Annotated in this window: 21 protein-coding genes; 9 read left to right on the plus strand and 12 right to left on the minus strand. The window is 31.7% G+C overall.

Annotated features, from left to right (window positions below):
• Window positions 1-53: 53 nt before the first annotated feature.
• Together VBY68_RS14010 and VBY68_RS14015 are read right to left on the minus strand one after the other, a co-directional pair.
• Complete coding sequence (locus tag VBY68_RS14010) at window positions 54-2,102, minus strand: insulinase family protein (RefSeq protein ID WP_415270073.1); 2,049 nt, start codon at window positions 2,100-2,102, stop codon at window positions 54-56.
• Window positions 2,103-2,121: 19 nt separating this feature from the next.
• Complete coding sequence (locus VBY68_RS14015; protein WP_415270074.1) at window positions 2,122-3,438, minus strand: M16 family metallopeptidase; 1,317 nt, start codon at window positions 3,436-3,438, stop codon at window positions 2,122-2,124.
• A 208-nt stretch (window positions 3,439-3,646) separates the two neighbouring features.
• Here VBY68_RS14015 and rplU point away from each other — a divergent pair, with 208 nt between their 5' ends.
• The 4 genes from rplU (at window position 3,647) to VBY68_RS14035 (ending at window position 7,446) form a co-directional block, all read left to right on the plus strand.
• Entirely contained in the window at window positions 3,647-4,132 is a 486-nt protein-coding gene (gene rplU, locus VBY68_RS14020) for a 50S ribosomal protein L21 (RefSeq protein ID WP_099214854.1), read from the plus strand.
• Between the two features lie 22 nt (window positions 4,133-4,154).
• Entirely contained in the window at window positions 4,155-4,415 is a 261-nt protein-coding gene (rpmA, locus tag VBY68_RS14025) for a 50S ribosomal protein L27 (protein ID WP_028891690.1), read from the plus strand.
• Between the two features lie 370 nt (window positions 4,416-4,785).
• Window positions 4,786-5,523 (plus strand): LytR/AlgR family response regulator transcription factor, encoded by a 738-nt coding sequence (locus VBY68_RS14030; protein WP_099214853.1) that lies wholly within the window; start codon window positions 4,786-4,788, stop codon window positions 5,521-5,523.
• A complete protein-coding gene (locus VBY68_RS14035) occupies window positions 5,524-7,446 on the plus strand; it encodes a tetratricopeptide repeat protein (protein WP_099214852.1) in 1,923 nt (640 codons plus the stop codon).
• Here VBY68_RS14035 and dinB read toward each other — a convergent pair.
• The 4 genes from dinB to trhO all read right to left on the minus strand — a co-directional run bounded on the left by dinB (window position 7,443) and on the right by trhO (window position 11,123).
• Window positions 7,443-8,525, minus strand: a complete 1,083-nt coding sequence (gene dinB / locus VBY68_RS14040; RefSeq protein ID WP_415270075.1) for a DNA polymerase IV — start codon at window positions 8,523-8,525, stop codon at window positions 7,443-7,445. The genes VBY68_RS14035 and dinB overlap by 4 nt on opposite strands.
• An 89-nt stretch (window positions 8,526-8,614) precedes the next feature.
• The gene (locus tag VBY68_RS14045; RefSeq protein WP_028891693.1) at window positions 8,615-8,845 is read right to left on the minus strand and encodes a ferredoxin; all 231 of its coding nucleotides are present in this window, start codon (window positions 8,843-8,845) and stop codon (window positions 8,615-8,617) included.
• A gap of 5 nt (window positions 8,846-8,850) precedes the next feature.
• On the minus strand, window positions 8,851-10,092 hold the full coding sequence (locus VBY68_RS14050) for a peptidase U32 family protein (RefSeq protein WP_415270076.1): 1,242 nt from the start codon (window positions 10,090-10,092) through the stop codon (window positions 8,851-8,853).
• Window positions 10,092-11,123 (minus strand): oxygen-dependent tRNA uridine(34) hydroxylase TrhO, encoded by a 1,032-nt coding sequence (trhO, locus tag VBY68_RS14055; RefSeq protein WP_099214849.1) that lies wholly within the window; start codon window positions 11,121-11,123, stop codon window positions 10,092-10,094. The genes VBY68_RS14050 and trhO overlap by 1 nt, the downstream gene beginning before the upstream one ends.
• A gap of 225 nt (window positions 11,124-11,348) precedes the next feature.
• Here trhO and VBY68_RS14060 point away from each other — a divergent pair, with 225 nt between their 5' ends.
• The gene (locus tag VBY68_RS14060) at window positions 11,349-12,356 is read left to right on the plus strand and encodes an aspartate-semialdehyde dehydrogenase (protein ID WP_415270077.1); all 1,008 of its coding nucleotides are present in this window, start codon (window positions 11,349-11,351) and stop codon (window positions 12,354-12,356) included.
• A gap of 64 nt (window positions 12,357-12,420) precedes the next feature.
• On the plus strand, window positions 12,421-13,074 hold the full coding sequence (locus tag VBY68_RS14065; protein WP_099214847.1) for an HD domain-containing protein: 654 nt from the start codon (window positions 12,421-12,423) through the stop codon (window positions 13,072-13,074).
• 200 nt (window positions 13,075-13,274) lie between these two features.
• Here VBY68_RS14065 and VBY68_RS14070 read toward each other — a convergent pair whose 3' ends face one another.
• The 4 genes from VBY68_RS14070 to VBY68_RS14085 are packed head-to-tail and all read right to left on the minus strand — an operon-like array spanning window position 13,275 to window position 17,152.
• Entirely contained in the window at window positions 13,275-14,057 is a 783-nt protein-coding gene (locus VBY68_RS14070; RefSeq protein ID WP_415270078.1) for an enoyl-CoA hydratase/isomerase family protein, read from the minus strand.
• Window positions 14,058-14,064: 7 nt separating this feature from the next.
• Window positions 14,065-15,477, minus strand: coding sequence for a sensor histidine kinase (locus tag VBY68_RS14075; protein WP_099214845.1), 1,413 nt, complete (start codon window positions 15,475-15,477; stop codon window positions 14,065-14,067).
• A gap of 50 nt (window positions 15,478-15,527) precedes the next feature.
• Complete coding sequence (locus VBY68_RS14080; protein WP_415270079.1) at window positions 15,528-15,998, minus strand: hypothetical protein; 471 nt, start codon at window positions 15,996-15,998, stop codon at window positions 15,528-15,530.
• A 2-nt stretch (window positions 15,999-16,000) separates the two neighbouring features.
• Window positions 16,001-17,152: a DNA polymerase III subunit gene (locus VBY68_RS14085; RefSeq protein ID WP_124587760.1), complete on the minus strand. Its 1,152-nt coding sequence runs from the start codon at window positions 17,150-17,152 to the stop codon at window positions 16,001-16,003.
• Window positions 17,153-17,272: 120 nt separating this feature from the next.
• Between VBY68_RS14085 and VBY68_RS14090 the strand changes: the two genes are divergently transcribed.
• From VBY68_RS14090 to VBY68_RS14100, 3 genes are all read left to right on the plus strand, one after another.
• Window positions 17,273-17,497, plus strand: coding sequence for a FeoA family protein (locus VBY68_RS14090; RefSeq protein WP_099214842.1), 225 nt, complete (start codon window positions 17,273-17,275; stop codon window positions 17,495-17,497).
• A gap of 3 nt (window positions 17,498-17,500) precedes the next feature.
• Complete coding sequence (feoB, locus tag VBY68_RS14095; RefSeq protein WP_415270080.1) at window positions 17,501-19,606, plus strand: ferrous iron transport protein B; 2,106 nt, start codon at window positions 17,501-17,503, stop codon at window positions 19,604-19,606.
• Window positions 19,607-19,823: 217 nt separating this feature from the next.
• Window positions 19,824-20,324 carry a DUF3575 domain-containing protein gene (locus VBY68_RS14100; RefSeq protein ID WP_099214839.1) on the plus strand — a complete coding sequence of 167 codons (501 nt, stop codon included), beginning with the start codon at window positions 19,824-19,826 and terminating at the stop codon, window positions 20,322-20,324.
• 83 nt (window positions 20,325-20,407) lie between these two features.
• On the opposite strand, the gene brnQ is transcribed toward VBY68_RS14100, so the two are convergent.
• Window positions 20,408-21,694 (minus strand): branched-chain amino acid transport system II carrier protein, encoded by a 1,287-nt coding sequence (gene brnQ / locus VBY68_RS14105; RefSeq protein ID WP_415270081.1) that lies wholly within the window; start codon window positions 21,692-21,694, stop codon window positions 20,408-20,410.
• Window positions 21,691-22,251: a hypothetical protein gene (locus VBY68_RS14110; protein ID WP_415270082.1), complete on the minus strand. Its 561-nt coding sequence runs from the start codon at window positions 22,249-22,251 to the stop codon at window positions 21,691-21,693. Before VBY68_RS14110 ends, brnQ begins: the two co-directional genes overlap by 4 nt.
• Window positions 22,252-22,280: the final 29 nt, after the last annotated feature.

Genomic DNA, 22,280 nt, shown 5'->3' on the forward strand with positions numbered 1-22,280 from the left:
GCCAAAATATTGCATTTTGGCTCTTTCATTTTTTATAGACTTAGGTCTAATACTTATTTAAAATCAGCATCAGAAACCCCTTCGTTAATTTTAATTTCTTTTGTAATGAACTCAAAAGTCATTGGTCCATTCTTTTGAATCATTTTATGAGGGAATTTAATTCCGTTTACCTCTTTGTAATCTGAAAAAACAACAGGTACTTTTATTTCTCCTTGTGGTCCTTTAGCAGTTTTTACCTCTTTAACCTTTAATCCAGATTTTACATCATAAAAGATTTCTTTTTTACCATGTTTAATAACATAAGCATTGTTTCCATCTATAGGCTCAATTCTATCTAAAGTTCCAGTTTTATAAGCTTTATCAGCAAAAGGAGCAGATTCCTTTTTTGCTTTTTCTAACTCTTCTCCTGTCATTTCTTTTTTCTGACCGTTAGCTTCTTGGTACCCTTTAGTTCCGTCAAAAATTACTTTTTGCATTACATTACCCATCATAGAAACAATAACAGAAGACTTGTTAGGAGTTGCATTTTTTTGAACTAAACTTAATTGCATTCCTTGAACTGCAGCATTAGAAGTAATCATTACAGATTTTACGTTTGCTACTTTGTCTTTTCCTCCAATTGCTTTAAAATAATCATCCACTACACTAGATGCTGTAACACCGTTAGGAATAGGTAAACTCATTGCTGGTTTTTCAGTAGGATTTCCGTTTTTATCAAAATAGTTGATTTTATAATCAGCTGTTTTTTCTAAGTTCTTTAAAACATCAATTCCTTTACCTGTAATAATAATACGAGCTTTATCTCCTTTGAAGTACTTAATTGCTGCATTTTGAACATCGTTTAATGTCACAGCATTAATATTTTTTAAGTAGTTCTTGTAATAATCAGCAGGTAAGTCGTTTGTTAAAATGTTTAAAGCATATGAAGCTACTGTTTGAGGCTTCTCAACGTTACGAACAAAGTTTCCAATGTATTTAGCTTTAGCTATATCTAACTCTTCTTGAGTTGCTTTTTGGTAACGGATTTTGTTGATTTCTTTCATCGCTTCAACCATAGCGCTATCAGTAACCATGTTTCTTACAGATGCAGTTGTTTTAAAACGAGAAGCATATCTACTTGACCCGATTCCTGAATAAGCTCCATAAGTGTACCCTTTATCTTCACGAAGATTTTTGTATAATCTACCAGTACCGCCTCCACCTAGAATTTGGTTAGCTAATAAAGCAGCATAGTAATCTTTATCGTTCATCTTTAAATCTACTGCGTTAATGATAGATAATTCAGACTGAACAGCATTTGGCATATCAATAAAGTTGATCTCAGTAGTTGCTGGATTTTCAACTTTTGGTAATTTTTGAGTAACTAAATCACCTTTTTTCCAAGTTCCAAATAAGTCTTTAACTTGTGACTTAATATCGTTAAAGTTTACATCACCTATTATAATTAAGTATGCATTGTTAGGCTTATACGTTTTGTTGTATAAATCTTTAACATCTTGTAATGTAACATTTTTTAACGTTTCTTCAGAGGTAAATTCTCCAAAAGGGTGATTTTTACCATACGTTAATGCGTTTTCAACTCTACTAGCAATAGCTTTAACACTCTTGGCATTGTTTTTTATTCCGTCAAGAGATTGTTTCATTTGTTTATCAAATTCTTCTTGAGTAAACACAGGGTTAAAAGCAGCATCAGCCATTAATCCTAATACTTTTGGAAAGTATTTAGATAATGAGCTTGCTCTAGCTCCTTCATCCCAAAAAGAGATGTTAGCTCCTAAAAAGTCAACTTCTTCATCAAACTTTGCTTTTGGAGTGTTTGTAGATCCAGTTCCAAGCATTCCGCTTAATAAGCCCTCAACACCTTTTTTATCTCCATAAGACATTGGTGGGTTGTCAATAGTTAATGTAGCAGATACTCTTGGTAACTTATGATTTTCAACCACTAAAACTTGCAATCCGTTAGGTAAAGCAAACTTTTTAGGAGTTCCTAAGTTAATTTTAGGAGCTGGACCTGGTTTTGGCTGTTGGGTTCTATCAATCTGCGCTGAAACAGTTAATGATAGAAATAATATTGTGATAATTGAAAATATTTTCGTTTTCATTAAAATTCAGTTTAGATGATTATTTCTTTTTTGGTAAATATTCGATAACAACACGACGGTTTTTAGCTAAATATTTTTTAGCAACGTCTCTAATTTCTTCTTTAGTAATAGAGTTGATAACTTCTAACTCTTTGTTAATTTGATTAGTGTTTCCAACTAACATATAATTTCTTGCTAAAGAGTTAGCGATACCTTGTACACTAGAATTTGAAGCAACAAACTGATTTTCAAATTTATTACGAACCTTTTGTAAATCTCTATCAGAAATTAACTCTGTTTGAAGTTTTTCAATTTCTTCATCCATTTCTTTAATTAAATCATCTAAAGAAGTTTTTCCTAAAGGAATAGCTCCAATGTTGTAAACACTGTAATCTTCTAGGTTACGAGCAAAAGAAAATACTTGTAATGCTTTTTTCTTATCGTCAACTAGTTTTTTATACAATCTAGAGCTTTTTCCGTTACTTAAAATAGTCGAAATTACATCCAATACTTTAGAGTCTCTTTCTTTCATTGAAGGAGTTTTGTGTGCTAATAAAATAGCAGGTAACTGGATATTAGAATCGTATTCTTTTACGCGTTTTTCTTGAGTCCTTTCTGGCTCTACTACTTTATCTCTTTTTGGAAGATTTCTTGCAGGAATTGGCTCAAAATAATCTTTAATTAACTTTTTAGTAGAAGCTTTTTCAAAATCACCAGCAACTACTAATACAGCATTATTTGGCATGTACCATTTGTTATAAAAATCCTGAAATTCACTCAGTTTAGCGGCATCTAAATCTTTAATGTAACCAATCATAGGTCTACCATAATTGTGCTTGTCAAAAATATGACTATACACGTCTCCATATATAATTTTTCCATAAGGAGCATTATCCATACGTTGACGTTTTTCTTCTTTAACCACTTCGTTTTGAGTATCTACAGCTTTTTGGTCGATAATTGGATGTAATAATCGCTCAGATTCCATCCATAAACCTAACTGTAAGTTATTAGAAGGGAATGTTTCGTAGTAGTAAGTTCTATCCCAGTTAGTGTTAGCATTACCAGTTCCACCATTCGCAGCTTCAATTTTATTCCATTCACCACGGCCAATGTTTTTAGTTCCAGTAAATAACAAGTGCTCATAAAAATGCGCCATTCCTGTTTTTCCATCCTCTTCATCTTTGGATCCTACATGGTACATTACGCCAACAGTAACAACAGGAGCAGAATTGTCTTGATGCAAAATAACATGCATTCCGTTGCTTAAATCGTACTCTTCAAACTCAACTTTTTGTGCATTAGCTGATAAGCCTAACAACAAAGCTGAAGCTAGAGTGATAACTCTTTTTCTCATTGATTGAAATTTAATTTTTAATGATTTTCGTGTATTTGACGTGAAATTATGGCATTTGTTACAGTTGAAATAATAAAAACGAACCTTTTTTATGCTAAAAGAGTAATTTTCTGAGTAATACATTTTTTTTTGAAGTAAAAAACGTATATTTGCACCCGCATTTTTATTTAAGAAAGTGTGAATAAAGTATAAACGCAAAACAAATAGTATGTACGCAATCGTAGAGATAGCAGGGCAGCAATTTAAAGTAGCAAAAGACCAAAAAGTATACGTACACCGTTTACAAGAGGCTGAAGGATCAAAAGTAACTTTTGATAATGTAATGCTTATTGAAGATAAAGGAAACGTAACTATTGGCGCCCCAGCTATAGAAGGTGCAGGAGTAACTGCAAAGGTTTTAGGTCACTTAAAAGGTGATAAAGTAATCGTTTTCAAGAAGAAAAGAAGAAAAGGTTACAAAAAGAAAAATGGACACAGACAGTATTTAACTGAAATTCAAATCGAAGGAATTTCTGCGTCAGGAGTAAAAAAGGCGGCTGCTAAGAAGGAAGCTCCTAAGGCTGAAGCAAAAGAAGAATCGAAGGATTTAAGTTCAATGACTGTAGCAGAATTAAAAGCTTTAGCTAAAGAAAAAGGTATTACAGGATACACTTCTTTAAAGAAAGCGGAATTAATTGAAGCATTAAGTAAATAATTAACTTTAAAAACTTACAAAGATGGCTCATAAGAAAGGTGTCGGTAGTTCGAAGAACGGTCGTGAATCAGAATCGAAACGATTAGGAGTAAAGATTTTTGGAGGACAAGCTGCTATCGCAGGTAACATTATTGTTCGTCAAAGAGGAACTCAACACAATCCAGGTGAAAATGTTTACATGGGTAAAGATCATACTTTACATGCTAAAGTTGATGGTGTTGTAAAATTCCAAAAGAAAAGAGATAATAAATCATATGTTTCTGTAACTCCATTCGAGGCTTAAGAAACTAACTGATTAGAATAAGATAAAAAGCTCAACTAAATTTAGTTGAGCTTTTTTGTGTATATAAATAAACGAACAATAAAATTTATATAAAAAAAACACCACTATATAGTGGTGTTTCATAACTTAATATCATTATTGATTAATCCCCCAATTTATCAATATGATTCCCCTTGTGTATTACATTGCAAATATCTTATAAAAGAACCTGTGTTAAAATAAAGGATGTATAAATGGTGTTCTTTTTTGTGTAAATGGTAAAAATTTTATGTTTATCACATGGTTTTGGGTTGTTTTTTAGTTAAAATCGTATTAGTTACATTTTATTTTTAAAAGATTATCTGTTACATTTGATATAAATGTACATGAAATGTTAAGAGCAGTTATAGTTGATGATGAGCCAAAAGCAATACAAGGGCTTTCTTGGGAATTATCATCCTTTGAAAGTGATATAGAAATTATAGAAACATTTACGGTTGCAGAGAAAGCAATTAAGTTTATAAATGAGAATAGTATTGATTGTCTTTTTCTAGATATTGAAATGCCTACGATGGATGGTTTTCAATTACTAGAGAAAATTGAGGATAAGGATTTTGCTATAATTATTACAACGGCATATAATGAATATGCAATAAAAGCTTTAAAAAACCAGGCAATAGATTATCTACTTAAACCTATAGATTCTGATGATTTAGAGGAAACGATAGGAAGAGTTAAGCAGCATTATAAGAAGAATAACAATACCGAAAAGGTAGAGAAAATATTATCAAGCTTTAATAAAAAATTCAACAGAAGAAAAATAACTATTAATACAGATGGTAAATTAGTTTTTCTATCTCAAGATGAGATTTTATTTGTAGAGTCAGATGGTAATTATTCAACAATATATACTACAGGAGCTAATAAAAAGATTGTAGTAACAAAAAAACTGAAAGAAATAAACTTACTTCTTCCAGAAGATCATTTTTTTAGAATACATAATTCATATATAATTAACTTGAATAAAATTAAAGAGTTTTTAAAGTCAGACGGTTATGTTGTACTAGAAAATAACCATAAAATTCCTGTTTCTAGACAAAGAAAGTCGGATTTCCTAGAAAAATTTTAAATGAAAAAATTAATCATAATCATCTTTTTATTTTATGTGTCGTTTTCTTGTTTTTCACAAGAAGAGGAGAGTAACCTAGATAGTTTAATACAGTTAGCAATTGAAAAAAAGATTGATGATTATTATGACTTATATCGTTTCCTTCAAGGTAAGCGATTTAATAAAGAAGATATAGATTTTCTTTTAAGTGAGAGTCAGCAAAAAGAATACAGGTTAGGAGAGGTTTATGCATATAACTTGCTAGGGAGACATTACAGAAATAACTCTTTTTTTGATAGTTCAATAGAGAGTTATATGAAAGCTCTTGAGTTATCAAGAGAAATTGAAGACGTCAATGCAGAGATTGTTACGCTCAATCAAATAGGAGTTGTATATAGAAGGCAAGATAAGATTAGAAATGCTTTGAACTATCATCAAATGGCGCTTGAATTAGCTGATAAAATCGAAATTCCAGATGTTGATACTAAAATAAGCATAAGTATATCAAACAATAGTATTGGTAATATCTACCTGGCTCTTAAGCAATACCAACTAGCTTTAGAAAAGTTTAAAAAAGCCATCTTAATTCAAGAAAAAACAGGAGATAAAAGAGGGTTGGCTATTAACCACCAAAATATGGGGCTTGCGTTTCAAAATATAGGAGACATAGATGCCGCATTAGAGCATTATAACAAATCTTTACAATACAACATAGAGAATAATTCAAGTATAGGAAAAGTTATTTGTCATAATAGTATTAGTAATGTTTTATTGTTACAGGGAAAGTATGAGGAAGCTTATAAGTATATAAGTGAAGTATTAGCTCTTTCAGAGGAAATTGGTAATCAATATTATACATCCGATGTATATGTTACGTTTGGAAACGTACAACTAAAGTTAGATAGTTTAGATAAAGCAAAAATATATTTAGAAAAAGGTTTAGAGGTAGCTAATAAGCATAAAATTCCTTCAGGAATTAATCAATCTAACTTGTATTTATCTGAGCTGTACGAGAAACAAAAGGATTATGAAAAGGCGTATAGTTTTTATAAGAAGGCTATTGAAGGAGAACGTAAAACCTTTAACGATAAAAATATATTATACGTAAACAACCTTATTAATAAATATGATAATGAGGTAAGTAGAAATAAGATAAAAAACTTAGCAAAAGAGAATGAAATAGCAAAACTAAAACTATTAAGAAATAGGAATGTTTTAATTATAGCATTAGTTTCTATAGCGTTATTAGGTGTGTTGTTGTATTCTATGTACAGACAACGTTTGTTAAATAATGACAAGAAAATATTAATGTTAGAACAGGAAGCTTTGAGAATTCAAATGAATCCGCACTTTGTGTTTAATGCATTAAACTCTATTAAACTCTATGTTATAAATAATGAGCAGAAGAATGCCGTATACTACTTAAACAAGTTTTCAAAGTTAATTCGAAATATTTTAGAGTCTTCTACAGTAAAAGAAGTAACGTTAAGTGAAGAGTTAAAAACAATGAACTTATATATGAGTATCGAGAATATTCGATTATCAAATGAAGTTAATTATATAGAAAACATAGACCCAAATGTAAATATAGAAAGGATAAAGGTTCCACCATTAATACTGCAACCCTTTTTAGAAAACTCTATTTGGCATGGGCTTTCATCTAAGAAAGGAAAAAAAGAAGTTTCATTATCGGTTACAAAAATATCAGATGAATTTATACAAATAGATATTACAGATAATGGAATTGGTAGAGATGCTGCTATGAAAATTAGAAAAAACAAGTCACTAAACCGTAAATCAATAGGTATAGACTTAACAAAAGAACGATTACGAAATTTTGCAAATGAGTATGTAAATAACTATTCATTAATTTATACAGATATAATTGATGAAGAAGGAAAGCCTAAAGGAACCAAAGTATCGTTGAAAATACCAATACTTTAAAAATCAAATCGTAACTGTACCCAAACAGGATCTTTTTTCTCTGTATTTAAGTTACTGAAAGAAATACCTAGTAAACGGACAGAGTTGTTAAGTGTATCTTGATACAGCAACTCTTTTACAATAGGATAGAAGTCTTTTTTTAGTTGTAAGTAATGGTTGGTGGTTTTACTACGAGTTTGTTGCGTAAAATCGCTGTATTTGATTTTGAGAGTTACCGTTTTACCTTTTGTGTTCGACTTTTTCATTCGACGTTCCAATTCATCCGCAATTTTATCAAGTCGTTCCAACATAAAAACTTCAGAAGATAAATTTTCTCTAAAAGTTGTTTCAGCAGCAATAGATTTTCTAACGCGATTTGGCTTCACTTCCGAATTATGAATGCCTCGAACAATGTTGTAATAATGCAATCCCGATTTCCCAAACAATTTACTGAGTTCGTCTAATGATTTTTGTTTTAAATCTAACCCAGTAAATATGCCTAAGTTGTGCATTTTAGCAGCAGTGACTTTACCTACTCCATAAAATTTATTTACAGGAAGTTGTTCTAAAAATTCTATAACTTCTTCTGGATTGATAGTTTTTTGTCCGTTAGGCTTGTTAATGTCAGAAGCTACTTTTGCTATAAATTTGTTGATTGATATTCCTGCAGAAGCTCGTAACTCTAATTCCTCCCATATTCGCTGACGAATTTCCTGAGCAATCATACTTGCAGAAGGATTTCCTTTTTTGTTTTCAGTAACATCTAAATAAGCCTCATCTAATGATAAAGGCTCAACCAAATCAGTGTAATCATAAAATATTTTTCTAATTTTTGAAGAAATTTCTTTGTAGCGATCAAACCTTGGAGGAACAAAAATAATATGCGGACATTTTTGTTTAGCTAAAACACCACTCATAGCAGAACGAACCCCAAACTTTCTAGCTTCATAGCTTGCCGCCGAAACGACACCACGTATTTCACTCCCCCCAACTGCAACAGGCTTACCTCTTAATTCAGGATTATCCAATTGTTCTACCGATGCATAGAAAGCATCCATATCTACGTGAATAATTTTACGAAAAGGAGGTTGTAATTCCATTCTGTAAAAATAACAAAAGCCCTCGTAAGAGAGCTTTTTGTTAGTCTTGATTCTTTTTTCTAACAGCGAAGAGAGTCTTTTCTCTAAAACTATACTTGTTTTACTTCAATTATTTTAACAGGGCATGCCTTTTTAGCTTCATGAGAGGCTTCAAAAATACTGTCGTCGTGAGACTTTATGGTAAAGAAACCTTTCTTTTCTGCGGAATGTAATAAAACAGATTTACCGTCTTTTTTCGACATTTGAAATTGTGCCGGAGCTAACTCAACACAATAATTACAGCCAATACATTTGTTTCTTTGTAAGGTAATTACAACCATTAGTTTTAAGCAAATTCGGTTTTTACAATTTTATATAATTTGTCTGAAGGACGAATTCTGAAATCTAACTTCATCGTAACTTCATCACCTTTGGTAGCGGTTTGTGCTTCTTTGTCATTTACAAACATGCTCTTTAATTCCATTTCTTGAGCACCTGTTGTTGGCCCTGTGATTAAAATGGTATCACCAATTGCTAAGTCGTATGCCTCAATCTTAAACTCTCCAACTTCTGCTTTCGGGAAATAGTGCATTCCTTTTCCTAAATACACTTTCTTTTGAGTAGCATGTGAACCAGGTTCTTTACTCCACTCACCTAACTTTTGTCCTAAATAATAGCCATTCCAAAAACCACGATTGTATACTTTCTCCAGTTCTTGCATCCAGCTAATCACCTTATCTTTATCGTAGGTTCCGTCATATAAACTATCAATAGCATCACGATAGCACTTAATAACTTTAGCTACATATTCTGGTGCACGACCACGACCTTCAATCTTCAATACTTTAATACCAGCATCAGCCACTTGGTCTAAGAAATCAATAGTACATAAGTCTTTTGGAGACATGATATACTCATTGTCTAATTCCATTTCAAAACCAGATTCCTGATCGATTACCGTATATTTTTTACGGCAATTTTGTTTGCAGGCTCCCCTGTTTGCCGATGAGTTGTGTGAATGTAAACTCATATAACATTTCCCAGAAACTGCCATACAAAGTGCTCCGTGACCAAAAATTTCAATTTCTAACAAACGACCAGAAGGTCCTTTGATTTCTTCTTTTTCAATTTGCTCTGTAATCTTTTTTACCTGACGTAAACTCAATTCTCTACTCAACACCACAGTATCAGCAAACATTGCATAAAACTTAACTGTTTCGATGTTGGTAATATTAATTTGAGTAGAAATATGAACCTCCATACCTTCAGCTCTAGCCATTGCAATTACAGCTTGATCCATTGCGATTACGGCAGTAATATTAGCTTCTTTAGCTCTTTTGATTAAGGTTTTTACGATAGATAAATCATGGTCGTATACAATAGTATTTAATGTTAAATACGTACGAACATTTTTCTCAGTACATCTACGAGAAATTTCTTCTAAATCATCTAAGGTAAAATTGATAGATGCTCGAGCACGCATATTTAATTGCTCTACACCAAAGTATATAGAATCACATCCATTATCTAAAGCTGCTTGTAACGATTCAAAATTACCAGCAGGAGCCATTAACTCAATCTTTTGCATTACTTTTTAAATTTTAAAGCTTCTGAACGTCCTTTTTTAAATATTTTATTACTTGCGTGTTTTCCTTTACGCAATTCTTTTTGTTCTTCGTAAGGTAAATGAATGATTTCTTGACATTCAGGAGAACATGTGTTTTCCATTTTTTCAGCACATTCATCACACTGAATAAATAGTAAGTGACAACCTTCGTTAGCACAGTTAGTATGTGTATCGCAAGGTTTTCCGCATTGGTGGCAATTAGCAATTACATCATCAGAAATCTTTTCAGCTCTTCTATGGTCAAAAACAAAATTTTTTCCTAAAAATTTGTTCTCTAAACCTTCTGATTTTACTTGACGTGTATATTCAATAATTCCTCCTTCAAGCTGAAAAACATTTTTAAAACCTTTGTGTTTGTAATAAGCAGATGCTTTTTCACATCGAATACCGCCAGTACAATACATTAATAAGTTTTTGTCTTCTTTATGGTCTTTTAAATCTTCTTCAATAATATCTAAAGAATCTCTAAATGTATCAACATCTGGAGTTACAGCGCCATCAAAATGTCCAATTTCACTTTCGTAATGATTACGCATATCTACACAAACAGTATTAGGGTTTGCTAGCATTTCATTGAACTCTTTTGCATTTAGGTGCACTCCTTTATCAGTAACATCAAAAGTATCGTCATTTAATCCGTCAGCAACAATCTTGTTGCGAACTTTTACTTTTAGTTTTAAAAAGGATTTGTTGTCGTGTTCAATGGCCACGTTTAAACGAATTCCTTTTAAAAAGGAAATACTGTCTAATTGATCTTTTAAAGCTAAAAAGTTTTCAGATGGTACAGATATTTGAGCATTAATTCCTTCGTAAGAAACATATGTTCTTCCTAAAACATCTAGTTCATTCCACTCAAGGAATAATTTATTTCTAAATAAAGTTGGGTTTTCTATCTTGTGGTATTGATAGAATGAGATGGTAATACGGTCTTTACCCGCATCGTCTATTAATTTAGCGCGTTCTTCAGCGCTTAACTTGTTGTACAGTTGCATGCTATACTTTTTTAAGTTAAACAAATATGTTATGATTTTAATAAAAAATCGGTGCAAATGTACTGATTTTTTGAGTTTTACTGTTTAAAACAACACTTTTTAATCAAAAGTGATATAATTTTAAACTTTAACGTATTTTTTCGCATAATTAAGATACAACCAATTTGTTTTTTTTAAACCTTTGTAGCATACAAACAATTAATTTTATACTCAAATAGTAAAAAGATGAGAGTAGCAGTAGTAGGCGCTACCGGAATGGTAGGTAATGTAATGTTACAAGTTTTAGCAGAACGTAATTTTCCAGTAACAGAGTTAATTCCTGTTGCTTCAGAGCGTTCGGTAGGAAAACAAATAGAATTCAAGGGCACAAATTATACAGTGGTTGGTTTAGAAACCGCAGTGGCGATGCAACCTGATATCGCGTTGTTTTCTGCTGGAGGTTCTACTTCAATAGAGTGGGCTCCTAAGTTTGCTGCAGTTGGTACAACGGTAATTGATAATTCTTCAGCGTGGAGAATGGATCCAACCAAGAAACTAGTAGTTCCTGAAATCAATGGAGATGTATTAACTAGTGAAGATAAAATAATAGCAAATCCAAACTGTTCTACTATTCAGTTGGTAATGGCATTAGCTCCGTTACATAAAGAATATAACATGAAACGTGTTGTGATTTCAACTTATCAGTCAGTTTCAGGAACAGGTGTAAAAGCTGTTCAGCAATTAGATAATGAAGAAGCTGGAGTTGAAGGAGAAATGGCGTACCCACATCCAATTGGAAGAAATGCATTACCTCATTGCGATGTATTCTTAGAAAATGGATATACGAAAGAAGAAATGAAGCTTGTAAAAGAACCTAAAAAGATTTTACGAGACGATTCTTTTGCAGTTACAGCTACAGCAGTTAGAATACCAACCGCTGGAGGGCATTCTGAGGCTGTAAATGTTCAGTTTGAAAATGATTTTGAATTAGACAAAGTACGTGAGTTACTTACACAAACTGATGGGGTGGTTGTACAAGATGATGTACAAAACAATGTATACCCTATGCCTATTTTAGCAAATAATAAAGATGAGGTTTTCGTGGGTAGAATTAGAAGAGATGAATCTCAACCAAATACTTTAAATATGTGGATTGTTGCAGATAACCTTCGTAAAGGAGCTGCAACGAATACAGTTCAAATAGCAGAATATTTAGTAGCTAACAATTTGGTTAAACCATCGGTTACTGCATAAAATAATTTATAATAATACTTTTAAAATCCTGTACTTATAAATGCAGGATTTTTATTTTTGGATAATGAACAAAGAACAAATAATACAAAACACCATTGAGTTTGTAAAAGAAACTTTACAAGGAGCAGAAGGAGGACATGATTTTTTTCATATTGAACGAGTTTATAAAAATGCTTTGTTGATTGCTAAAGATGAAAATGTTGATGAGTTTGTGGTTTCTTTAGGAGCATTGTTACATGATATAGCTGATAGTAAATTTCATAATGGAGATGAAACAGTTGGCCCGAAAAAAGCTAGAGCGTTCCTTCTTAATCAACAGGTACCCGAAGAAGTAATTATTCACATAGAAAAGATAATAACGAATATTTCTTTTAAAGGAGGGAATTTCGAACAAAGGTTTTCTTCCCCTGAACTAAATGTTGTTCAAGATGCTGACCGATTAGATGCCATTGGAGCTATAGGTATTGCTCGTTGTTTTAATTACGGTGGATTCAAAAATAGAGAACTTTATAATCCAGAGATCGTTCCAAATTTAAACATGACTAAAGAAGAATATAAAAAGTCTACAGCACCTACGATTAACCATTTTTATGAAAAACTTTTGCTTTTAAAAGATAAGATGAATACTACTACAGGAAAATCAATAGCAGAGCATAGGCATTCTTATATGGAAGGTTTTTTAAATCAATTCTATAATGAATGGAATGGAAAGGTATAGTTGTTATTGTGTTAATAATGCAAAATTAATGTTTGTTTGATAAAAATCCCTTGCTAAAATTTGGATATTATTGAATTTAGTATATATTTGCTTCAGTTAATAACCCCCATTTTATTAATGTAATCCCCTTATTGTAAAAATAGCATCTAAATATTATTTAGATGCTATTTTTTTATATAGAATATTCTGTTGAAAAGATATTACTTTCCTGGAAAATCAGGTTTACGTTTCTCTAAAAAAGCAGTAGTTCCTTCTTTAAAATCTTCGGTACCAAAGCAGTTTCCAAATCCTGTAATTTCGCTTTCAAAACCATTTACACCATCTTTAAAATTATCGTTTACGGCTTTAATTGCTGCGCTGATAGCTACTGAGGAGTTACGCATAATTTTTGAAGCTATTTTTTCAGCTAAAGGTAAAAGCTCTTCTTGTGAAGTTACATGATTTACCAATCCAGCTTCTTTAGCTTCCTCAGCAGAAATCATACCTGCTGTCATTATTAATTCCATTGCCTTTCCCTTACCAACTAATTGAGGTAAGCGTTGTGTGCCACCATAACCAGGGATAACTCCTAAAGAAACTTCAGGTAAGCCCATTTTGGCATTGTCTGAAGCTACCCTAAAATGACAAGCCATTGCTAACTCTAATCCACCTCCTAAAGCAAAGCCATTAACAGCAGCTATAACTGGAGTAGATAGGTTCTCAACAAAATCAAATAAAATTTCCTGTCCTTTTTTAGCTAACATTCCTCCTTCTTCAACAGAGAAATGTGCAAACTCAGAAATGTCTGCCCCTGCAACAAATGCTTTTTCTCCACTTCCTGTGATAATAATTACTTTAACAGCACTATCTTCTTCCAAAGTTTTGAAAGCATTATGAAGTTCTTCAATAGTAGCTTTGTTTAAAGCGTTTAGCTTTTTTGGTCGGTTAATTGTAATAGTTGCCAATCCGTTAGCTTGTTCAACTAAAATATTTTCAAAATTCATACTATGTTTATGTTTTAGGTAATATTACAGTAAAAACAGTTCCAACTCCTTTAGTTGAAGTAAAGGAGATAGTACCGTCATATGCTTCAATTATATTTTTTATTATAGAAAGCCCTAAGCCCATTCCGCTTGTTTTAGTAGTAAACTTAGGCTCGAAAATTAGTTCTTTATTTTCTTCACTAATACCTTTTCCGTTATCAGAAACTGTGATTTTAACACTATTCCCTTCAGAAGCAACTTTAACTTCAATTTTAGGGTTTTTATCGGTGTCTTTTATTGCCTGAATTGAGTTTTTAACTAGGTTGGTGACAATTCGTATTAATTGAGTTTTGTCTAAACTAGCGTATAACTCTTTCTCCTGAGGAAAATAGTGTATATAGTCTTCAGTAAAAATATCTAAAGAATGTTTAACAATATCAACTACATTTAATTTTTCTCTACGTTGTGTAGGCATTTTAGCAAAATCAGAAAAAGCTGAAGCTATAGAACTCATTACATCGATTTGCTGAATAAGCGTTTCGCTGTATTCAGACATTTTTTCTTTAATGTTTGGGTCTTCTGGGTTGAATTTCCTTTCAAAACTTTGTACTGATAAGCGCATTGGTGTTAACGGATTTTTAATCTCGTGAGCTACCTGTTTAGCCATTTCTCTCCAAGCCTGTTCACGTTCACTTTGAGCTAGTTTTACAGCACTTTCTTCTAATTGATCAATCATGTTATTATAAGCGGCAACAAGAGAGTTGATTTCTGAACTAGCAGAGTTTAAGGTAATCTTTTCGTTACGCTTATTTAAACGAGTTTCATTTATTTTTTGCGAGATGGTTTGAATTGATCGGGTAATATAGGTTGATAAGAAGTAAGCTAAAATAATGGCAATTATAAGCATTAGTAGATAAACTAATGATAAGCGAGAAATAAACTCTCGTAGTTCTTGCTTTTGCTCTTCATTATCTTGTGCTATTTGTAGCTCTAAAATTCCAATCCTTTTAAAACGAGGGTCGTTTAAGTAGGTGTATGAAGATTGGTAAGTGATACCTTTTTCGGATCTACTTTTAAAAATTTTATGATTTGAATTGTTAGCTAAGTCTCTAACAGTTTCGTTAGCTAAGTCTTGACCTTCTTTTTTGTCAAAGTTATATGGAATGGAAGATTTTAACAGTTTTCCATCCATGTCATACATAGAGATAGTAAGTTTATGAACATAAGCGATGTCATAAATTCTATCTTGAAAAATTTTAGACAAATTCTCAGTAGTTACTGGGTAAGTGGTTCTACGTTTAAGTTCTATTTCAATATCTTGCTTTGTAGAGAACTCTTTACGCTCAAAACGTGCAGTATTATAATCTTTTGTTTGCTCGTCGTATTGATATATAGTAACCATTACAATTAAAATTGATGCTAATAGCACCAAAAGTATCATTGACAAGAAAATTCTAATTCGTAGTGATATGTTGTTGAAAATACGCAATTTTATAATTCTATTTTTTTAGTTTTCATAAGCAAAGTGTCATCATTTTCCCCATCATTATCCCAATCATAAGTAGACCTAGCACTAAACCCGTCGTTTGTTTGTGTAATTTTATACCAAGCTTGTACTTGTTTCCCTAAATAAGGGTAATCAACAAACAGACTATCGCCACTTGTTTCCCACTTTCCATCTGTTTCACCAACTTTTTTTCCGTCAGCTTGTACAAACCATGCAGAAAAAGTGCCATCGTTGTTATAGGTAGATTGTGCTTTTCCTGAATTAGGTTTACTAAAATCATCTTCAAAAACAGAAGTACTATCGGTTTCGTTAGCAGTTAAATATTCAATTTTTAAATATGTAGTTTCCCAGCTTCCAACCAAATACTCTTGTAATAACGGTTCTTTTTTTTCTTGTTTACAAGCAACAAAAAGTATTCCGAAAATAAGTGCGGTAATTATATGCTTTGTTTTCATAGTTAAGATTGAATTTTTTCTTCTTTAGTATGAAGAAGACGCGTTAGTTTAATAGATAAATCTAACAAAATAATTTTAGCATTTCCGTTTCTTTCAATATGATATTGAGCATCGCTTACTTCTTTTTCGATAATTAGAATATTAGCACTATGAATAAACGGAGCAAATTTAGCAAGGTCAAAGTTTGCAGATTTTGTTTCTAAAAACACTAAATCTGGAGTTCCATAGTTGAGAAGTAAAGCCTGTCTGAAAAATTGTAAACAATATTGTAAAAACTGTTTTTGAGTTTCTCTACCAGATTTAGCAATTTCTTCTGACCATCCTATTAAATCTTGAATAACGGCAGCATTTCCTTTAGCTCTAAAGGCAGCTCGAATCCATGTAATAAACCATTGCTCAAAAACTAAGTCGTTTGAATTATTGTTTAAAACATGTAGTGCTTTGTTGTAGTTTCCTTCAGATTGATGAGCAATTTTTACTGCTTCATTTTCTGATACACCTTCTTGTTGAACTAGATTATTAGCTATATCACTTTCACTTAATGCAGGAAAATGTAAAGCCTGACATCTAGATTTTATAGTGTTTATAATCTGTTCTTCATCTTCAGTAATAAGAATGAAAATAGTTTTGCTTGGCGGTTCTTCAATTAGTTTTAATAATTTGTTAGAGGCAGCAACATTCATTTTTTCAGCCATCCAAATAATCATTACTTTAAAACCACCTTCATACGATTTTAATTGTAGCTTTTTTACAATGTCTTCTGCTTCATCAACACCAATTTGACCTTGTTTATTTTCAACACCAATATGTTGTAGCCAATTAAACAAACTTCCATAAGGTTGCTCTTCAATAAAAGAACGCCAATCCTCTAAAAACAAATTACTAACTGGGTGCTTTTTTACCGAGTCATTTGTGGTTACTGGAAAAGCAAAATGTAAATCAGGGTGTTGTAGTTTGCTACATTTTATATTACAAGCTTCTGGATTATCAGAAAAATTACATAATAGGAATTGAGCATAGGCAATAGCCATAGGTAAAGTACCACTTCCTTCTTTGCCAACAAAGAGTTGTGCATGCGGAATTCTATTGTTTTCAGCTGATTGCTGTAGGTGTTTTTTGATGTGTTCTTGCCCAATAATATTGTCGAAAGTCATACCACAAATATAAGACATCATACAAAGAGAACAACCTATTGTAAATAAATGATATATTGTGTTGATATACTGTTTAGAATGATTCTATTTTAGTATATTTGCAAGCTAAAAATATATCTTTTGAGTACTATCGCATCGTTACATTTAGGGGAAAAAGGAATTATATCTGAAGAGTGCTTAGATAAGATTCCGCTGAAGTTATTAGAAATGGGGTGTTTACCAGGAAGTGAAGTAGAGTTACTCCAAATTGCTCCACTAAAAGATCCTATGTATATATGCGTAAATGGAAGTCATTTAGCGATTCGAAAAGAAACAGCTAGTCAAATTTCAATTGTAAAACTATAGCTGATGAGTAATCGTATTAATGTAGCTTTAATTGGAAATCCTAATACAGGTAAAACATCGTTATTTAATCAGTTAACAGGTTTAAACCAAAAAGTAGGAAATTATCCTGGGGTTACGGTTGATAAAAAACAAGGAATTTGTAAGTTGCCTGGAGGTAAAAGTGCAATAATTACTGATTTACCAGGTACATACAGTATCAATCCAACTTCTTTAGACGAAAGCATTGTTTTAAAAGCTTTGATGACTACACATCAGGAAGAAAAGCCAGATGTAATTGTTGTAGTTGCAGATATTGAAAACCTAAAAAGAAACTTATTACTGTTTTCACAAATTCAGGATTTAGAAGTTCCTACGGTTTTAGCTTTAAACATGGCAGACCAACTAAAACGAAAAGGAATTTCTATAGATATACCAGCTTTAGAAAAAGAGTTACATACTAAAGTAGTGTTAATGTCAGCAAGAACAAATGAAGGTGTTGACGACTTAAAAGAGGTAGTAGCGAATTATGAATCGTTAAAAGTACATTCAAATTTTAACGAACTATCTAAAAAAATTGATGTGACTTACTTTGACCGATTGGCTACAGTAAGTAAAGAGTTTACATCGTATGAGTTGTGGATGATGTTAACTAAAAACCACACTCCATTACTTTCTTCTTCAGAAAAAGACGCAATAAAAGAGTTTGAAGGTGAAATTACAAAGCAGAAAAAATATCAGCATAAAGAAACGATATATAGATATCAGCAAATAAATGCTGTTTTAAATAAAACTTATAAGATAGACGCTTCTAAAGCAACAGATGTTCGCAGTAGATTAGATAGAGTTTTTACTCATAAAATATTTGGGTATGTTATTTTCTTCGGATTGTTATTGTTAATATTTCAATCTATTTTTGATTGGGCGTCTACACCTATGGATCTTATAGATGGGTTATTTGCTAATATGGCAGAGTTTACAAAAGCACAATTACCAGCAGGAATGTTTACTGATTTATTAACAGATGGAATTATTCCTGGTGTTGGTGGAGTTGTAATTTTTATTCCTCAAATAGCTATTTTGTTTCTTTTTATATCCATTCTTGAAGAAACAGGATATATGAGCCGCGTGGTGTTTTTGATGGATAAAATTATGCGTCGCTTTGGAATGAGTGGTAAAAGTGTTATTCCTTTAATCTCAGGTACAGCATGCGCTATTCCAGCAATTATGGCAACTAGAACTATTGGTAGTTGGAAAGAACGATTAATTACCATTTTGGTAACACCATTTACAACCTGTTCTGCAAGATTACCTGTGTATGCTATTTTAATAGCTTTAATTATTCCTGATACTAAGTTGTTTGGTTTTTTAAGTTTACAAGGTTTTACCCTGTTGGCTTTATATATTTTAGGATTCGCGGCTGCAATCATCGCAGCATATGTGTTACACAAGACATTGAAGATAAAAAACAACTCGCTTTTTGTAGTTGAGATGCCTAACTACAAGATACCATCGGTTAAAAATGTGTTTTATGATGTGTTAGATAAAACAAAAGCATTTGTTTTTGGAGCAGGAAAAATCATTTTAGCAATTTCAATAGTATTATGGTTTTTAGCATCCCATGGACCATCATCGTTTGAAAAAGCAGAGAAAAGTGTAGTTGAAAATGTAGCAAATCAACAATTATCAGAAGAAGAACTAGCTAAAAAAGTCGCTTCTGCTAAACTAGCAAACTCATATATAGGAATAGCAGGAAAAACAATAGAACCAGTTGTTAAACCATTAGGTTATGACTGGAAAATTGGTATTGGGTTAATTAGTTCTTTTGCTGCTAGAGAGGTGTTTATTGGTACGTTAGCAACTATTTATAGTGTAGAAGACGATGGAGAAGATACGACTACTATCAAACAAAAAATGGCATCAGAGATAAACCCTGACACAGGAGAGAAGAGGTTTAATTTTGCTACAGGAATTTCTTTATTGTTGTTTTATGCGTTTGCAATGCAATGTATGGCAACGTTAGCAATTGTAAAAAGAGAAACTAAAAGTTGGAAGTGGCCAACGGTTCAATTAGTAAGTATGGGGGCTTTGGCATATTTATCAGCATTTATAGCCTATCAAATTTTAAGTTAATGCAAGAAGTTTTAACATATGTGGTTGTTTGTGGAGCAGTTGTTTTTTTAGTTAAAAAGTTCTTTTTTAAACCTAAAAAAAATAGTGGTTGCGATACAAACTGTAACTGCTCGTAAGAGAGAAAATATATTTCACTAAACTGTTTTTTATAAAAAAATGTATGTTTGTGGTATTATACTTGTGGGCAATACATAAATTATAAATAGTAAAAATTCAAATGAAAAAAATATTATTAGCAGCTGTGGCTTTTGTTAGCTCTTTTACCTATGCACAGCAAGAAGTAAAAGTAGATTTACTAGATGCATTAGCTTTTAAAACGTTAGAAGTATCGTATGAATATTATACTACCGATCGTTCCTCAATTGGTATTTCAGCGTTATTTAACTTTGAAAAAAGATCAGCAGATTTTAGATACAACGAAGAACGAATGTTCACACCTTTTTTCCGCCATTATTTTACGAACAATAGCAATTGGAACTATTTTGGTGAAGTTTTTATGGGGATTAATACAGGAGAAAGAGAAATTGAGCTTGACGGTTCGCCTAATACTTTTAAGGAATATACTGATGGGGCTTTAGGGTTAGCTTTTGGCTCAAAATATGTATCTTCAGGAGGTTTTGTACTTGATGTTTACGGAGGTTTAGGAAGAAACCTATTTACTTCTGAGGCTCGTTCAATTGTACCTAGAGTAGGAATAAATTTAGGATATCGTTTTTAACAATACTCAACCCGAATAAAAATATAAAGCTCGCGATTGCGAGCTTTTTTAGTTTATATATAAAATATCGTTTATTAAGTAACTTATTCAGTTAGAATTTGCTTTTTCCTTTTAAACAAATTAGCAAATATAAAACTCAATATGGCAGGTAATACCCATCCTAAATTATGATTAGCAAAAGGAATAGTGTTTTTTATTTCAGTTAAATAACTTGGATTAATAACATAACCTAGAAAATCAGGAATACTAAATAAGAAAGTCACCCCTACTACAATTTTAAAAACTAAAGTTGAGGTGTATTTTTCTGGAAGTACATTCAGTACAATTAATATAATAGTAATAGGGTAAATAAACATTAAAGCTGGTAGCGCAATGTAGATGATGTATTTTACATCAAATTGACCAACAGCAATCCCTAATATGCACCCGATAATAGCAGTAACTGTAAAAACGTTTTGAGAGTTATTGTTAATACCTTTAAAATAATCGGCAGTACCAGTAATAACTCCAACAGCAGTTGTAAAGCAAGCTAAAGCAACTAAAACACTTAGAAAAACACTTCCAATATTTCCTAAAGTTTGGTTACTCAAAGAGGTTAAAATTTCTGTCCTGTTAGCATTTTCAGAAAAAGTAGAACTAAATAATACACCATTGTAAATAAGACCTGCATAGATAATTAACAATCCTAAACCAGCGATAAAACCAGCTTTGGTAATTAGCTCTTTTTTCTCTTCAAAAGTTGTATTTGTATTAAAATTCATTGAAACAACTAAAACACCACCAACAACTATGGAAGCAATGGCATCAAAAGTTTGATACCCTTCTAGTAAACCATCAACAAAAGGAGCTTTAAGCGTAGTTGGAGTTATTATATCTGGAGCTGTAAAAATTCCAACAAAAATTATAGCTAATAAAATGAAAATAATAAGTGGTGTTAAAAATTTGCCTAGTAGGCTTAGTACTTTTGATCGGTTCAAGGTAAAAAGAAAAACAAGTCCGAAATAAATTGTACTTGTAACTAAAGAACTACTATTATTAAAGTAAGGAGCAATGGCCATTTCATGAGTAACCGATGCAGTTCTAGGGGCAGGCAAAGCAATACAAATGGTGTATACAACAAAGCAATATATAAGACTAAAAGTTGGAGATACTTTTTTACCAAAATCGTACATAGTACCTTGTAGTTTAGCATGAGCTAAAATACCTATCATAGGAATAAAAACAGCAGTAATAAAAAAGCCAATAGTTACCCAAAACCATAAGTTGCCAGCACTCTTTCCTAAAAAAGGAGGCAAAATTAAATTACCAGCTCCGAAAAACATAGAAAATAAAGCAAAGCCTGTAATTAAAGTTTCTTTTGAGAATTTCATTTGTTTTGTTTTTTGAATAACAAATAAACAAAATTGAAAAGGATATAAAGTATTCCAATAGCAATAAAAACAAACTTAGGTATAGCAAAAAAATAAGCAACAGAGCTCCATTGCTGTTTCGTGCTTCCCATTAGTAATTTAATTAACCCAATGTTTTCGATAGCATCACAAAAACCAGCAAAAAATAAAGAAAATATAAGGATTACTCCAAAGCTGTATAAAGAAGAGTCTTTCCAAAGTTTCTTATTAAACTTATGAATAAAAATAGCTATTAATAAAGAATAAGAAATTAAAAAAAGATAATCAAGCCCTAAGCTAATGCCGCAAGCTATTTTAGAAGTTTCGTTCCAAGAATTAATATATTTCTCAGATACTGCGATGTCTTTTGCTAATTCAAAGCTTATAATACCATTTTTACATACTTCATTTTTTAGATAACTATCCAAATAAAGCATACAAAGTATAAGAATCAATGTAGAAGTTATAAGAAAAATCGTGAGATTTCGCTCTTGTTTTTTAGAAAGATTTTGAAAAGGAGAAATCAATATTTTTAGCAATTATTTGATAAGTTAACTAATGAAAGATA

Origin of the sequence: Tenacibaculum ascidiaceicola (assembly GCF_047470925.1) — a bacterium.
Lineage (GTDB): Bacteria > Bacteroidota > Bacteroidia > Flavobacteriales > Flavobacteriaceae > Polaribacter > Polaribacter discolor.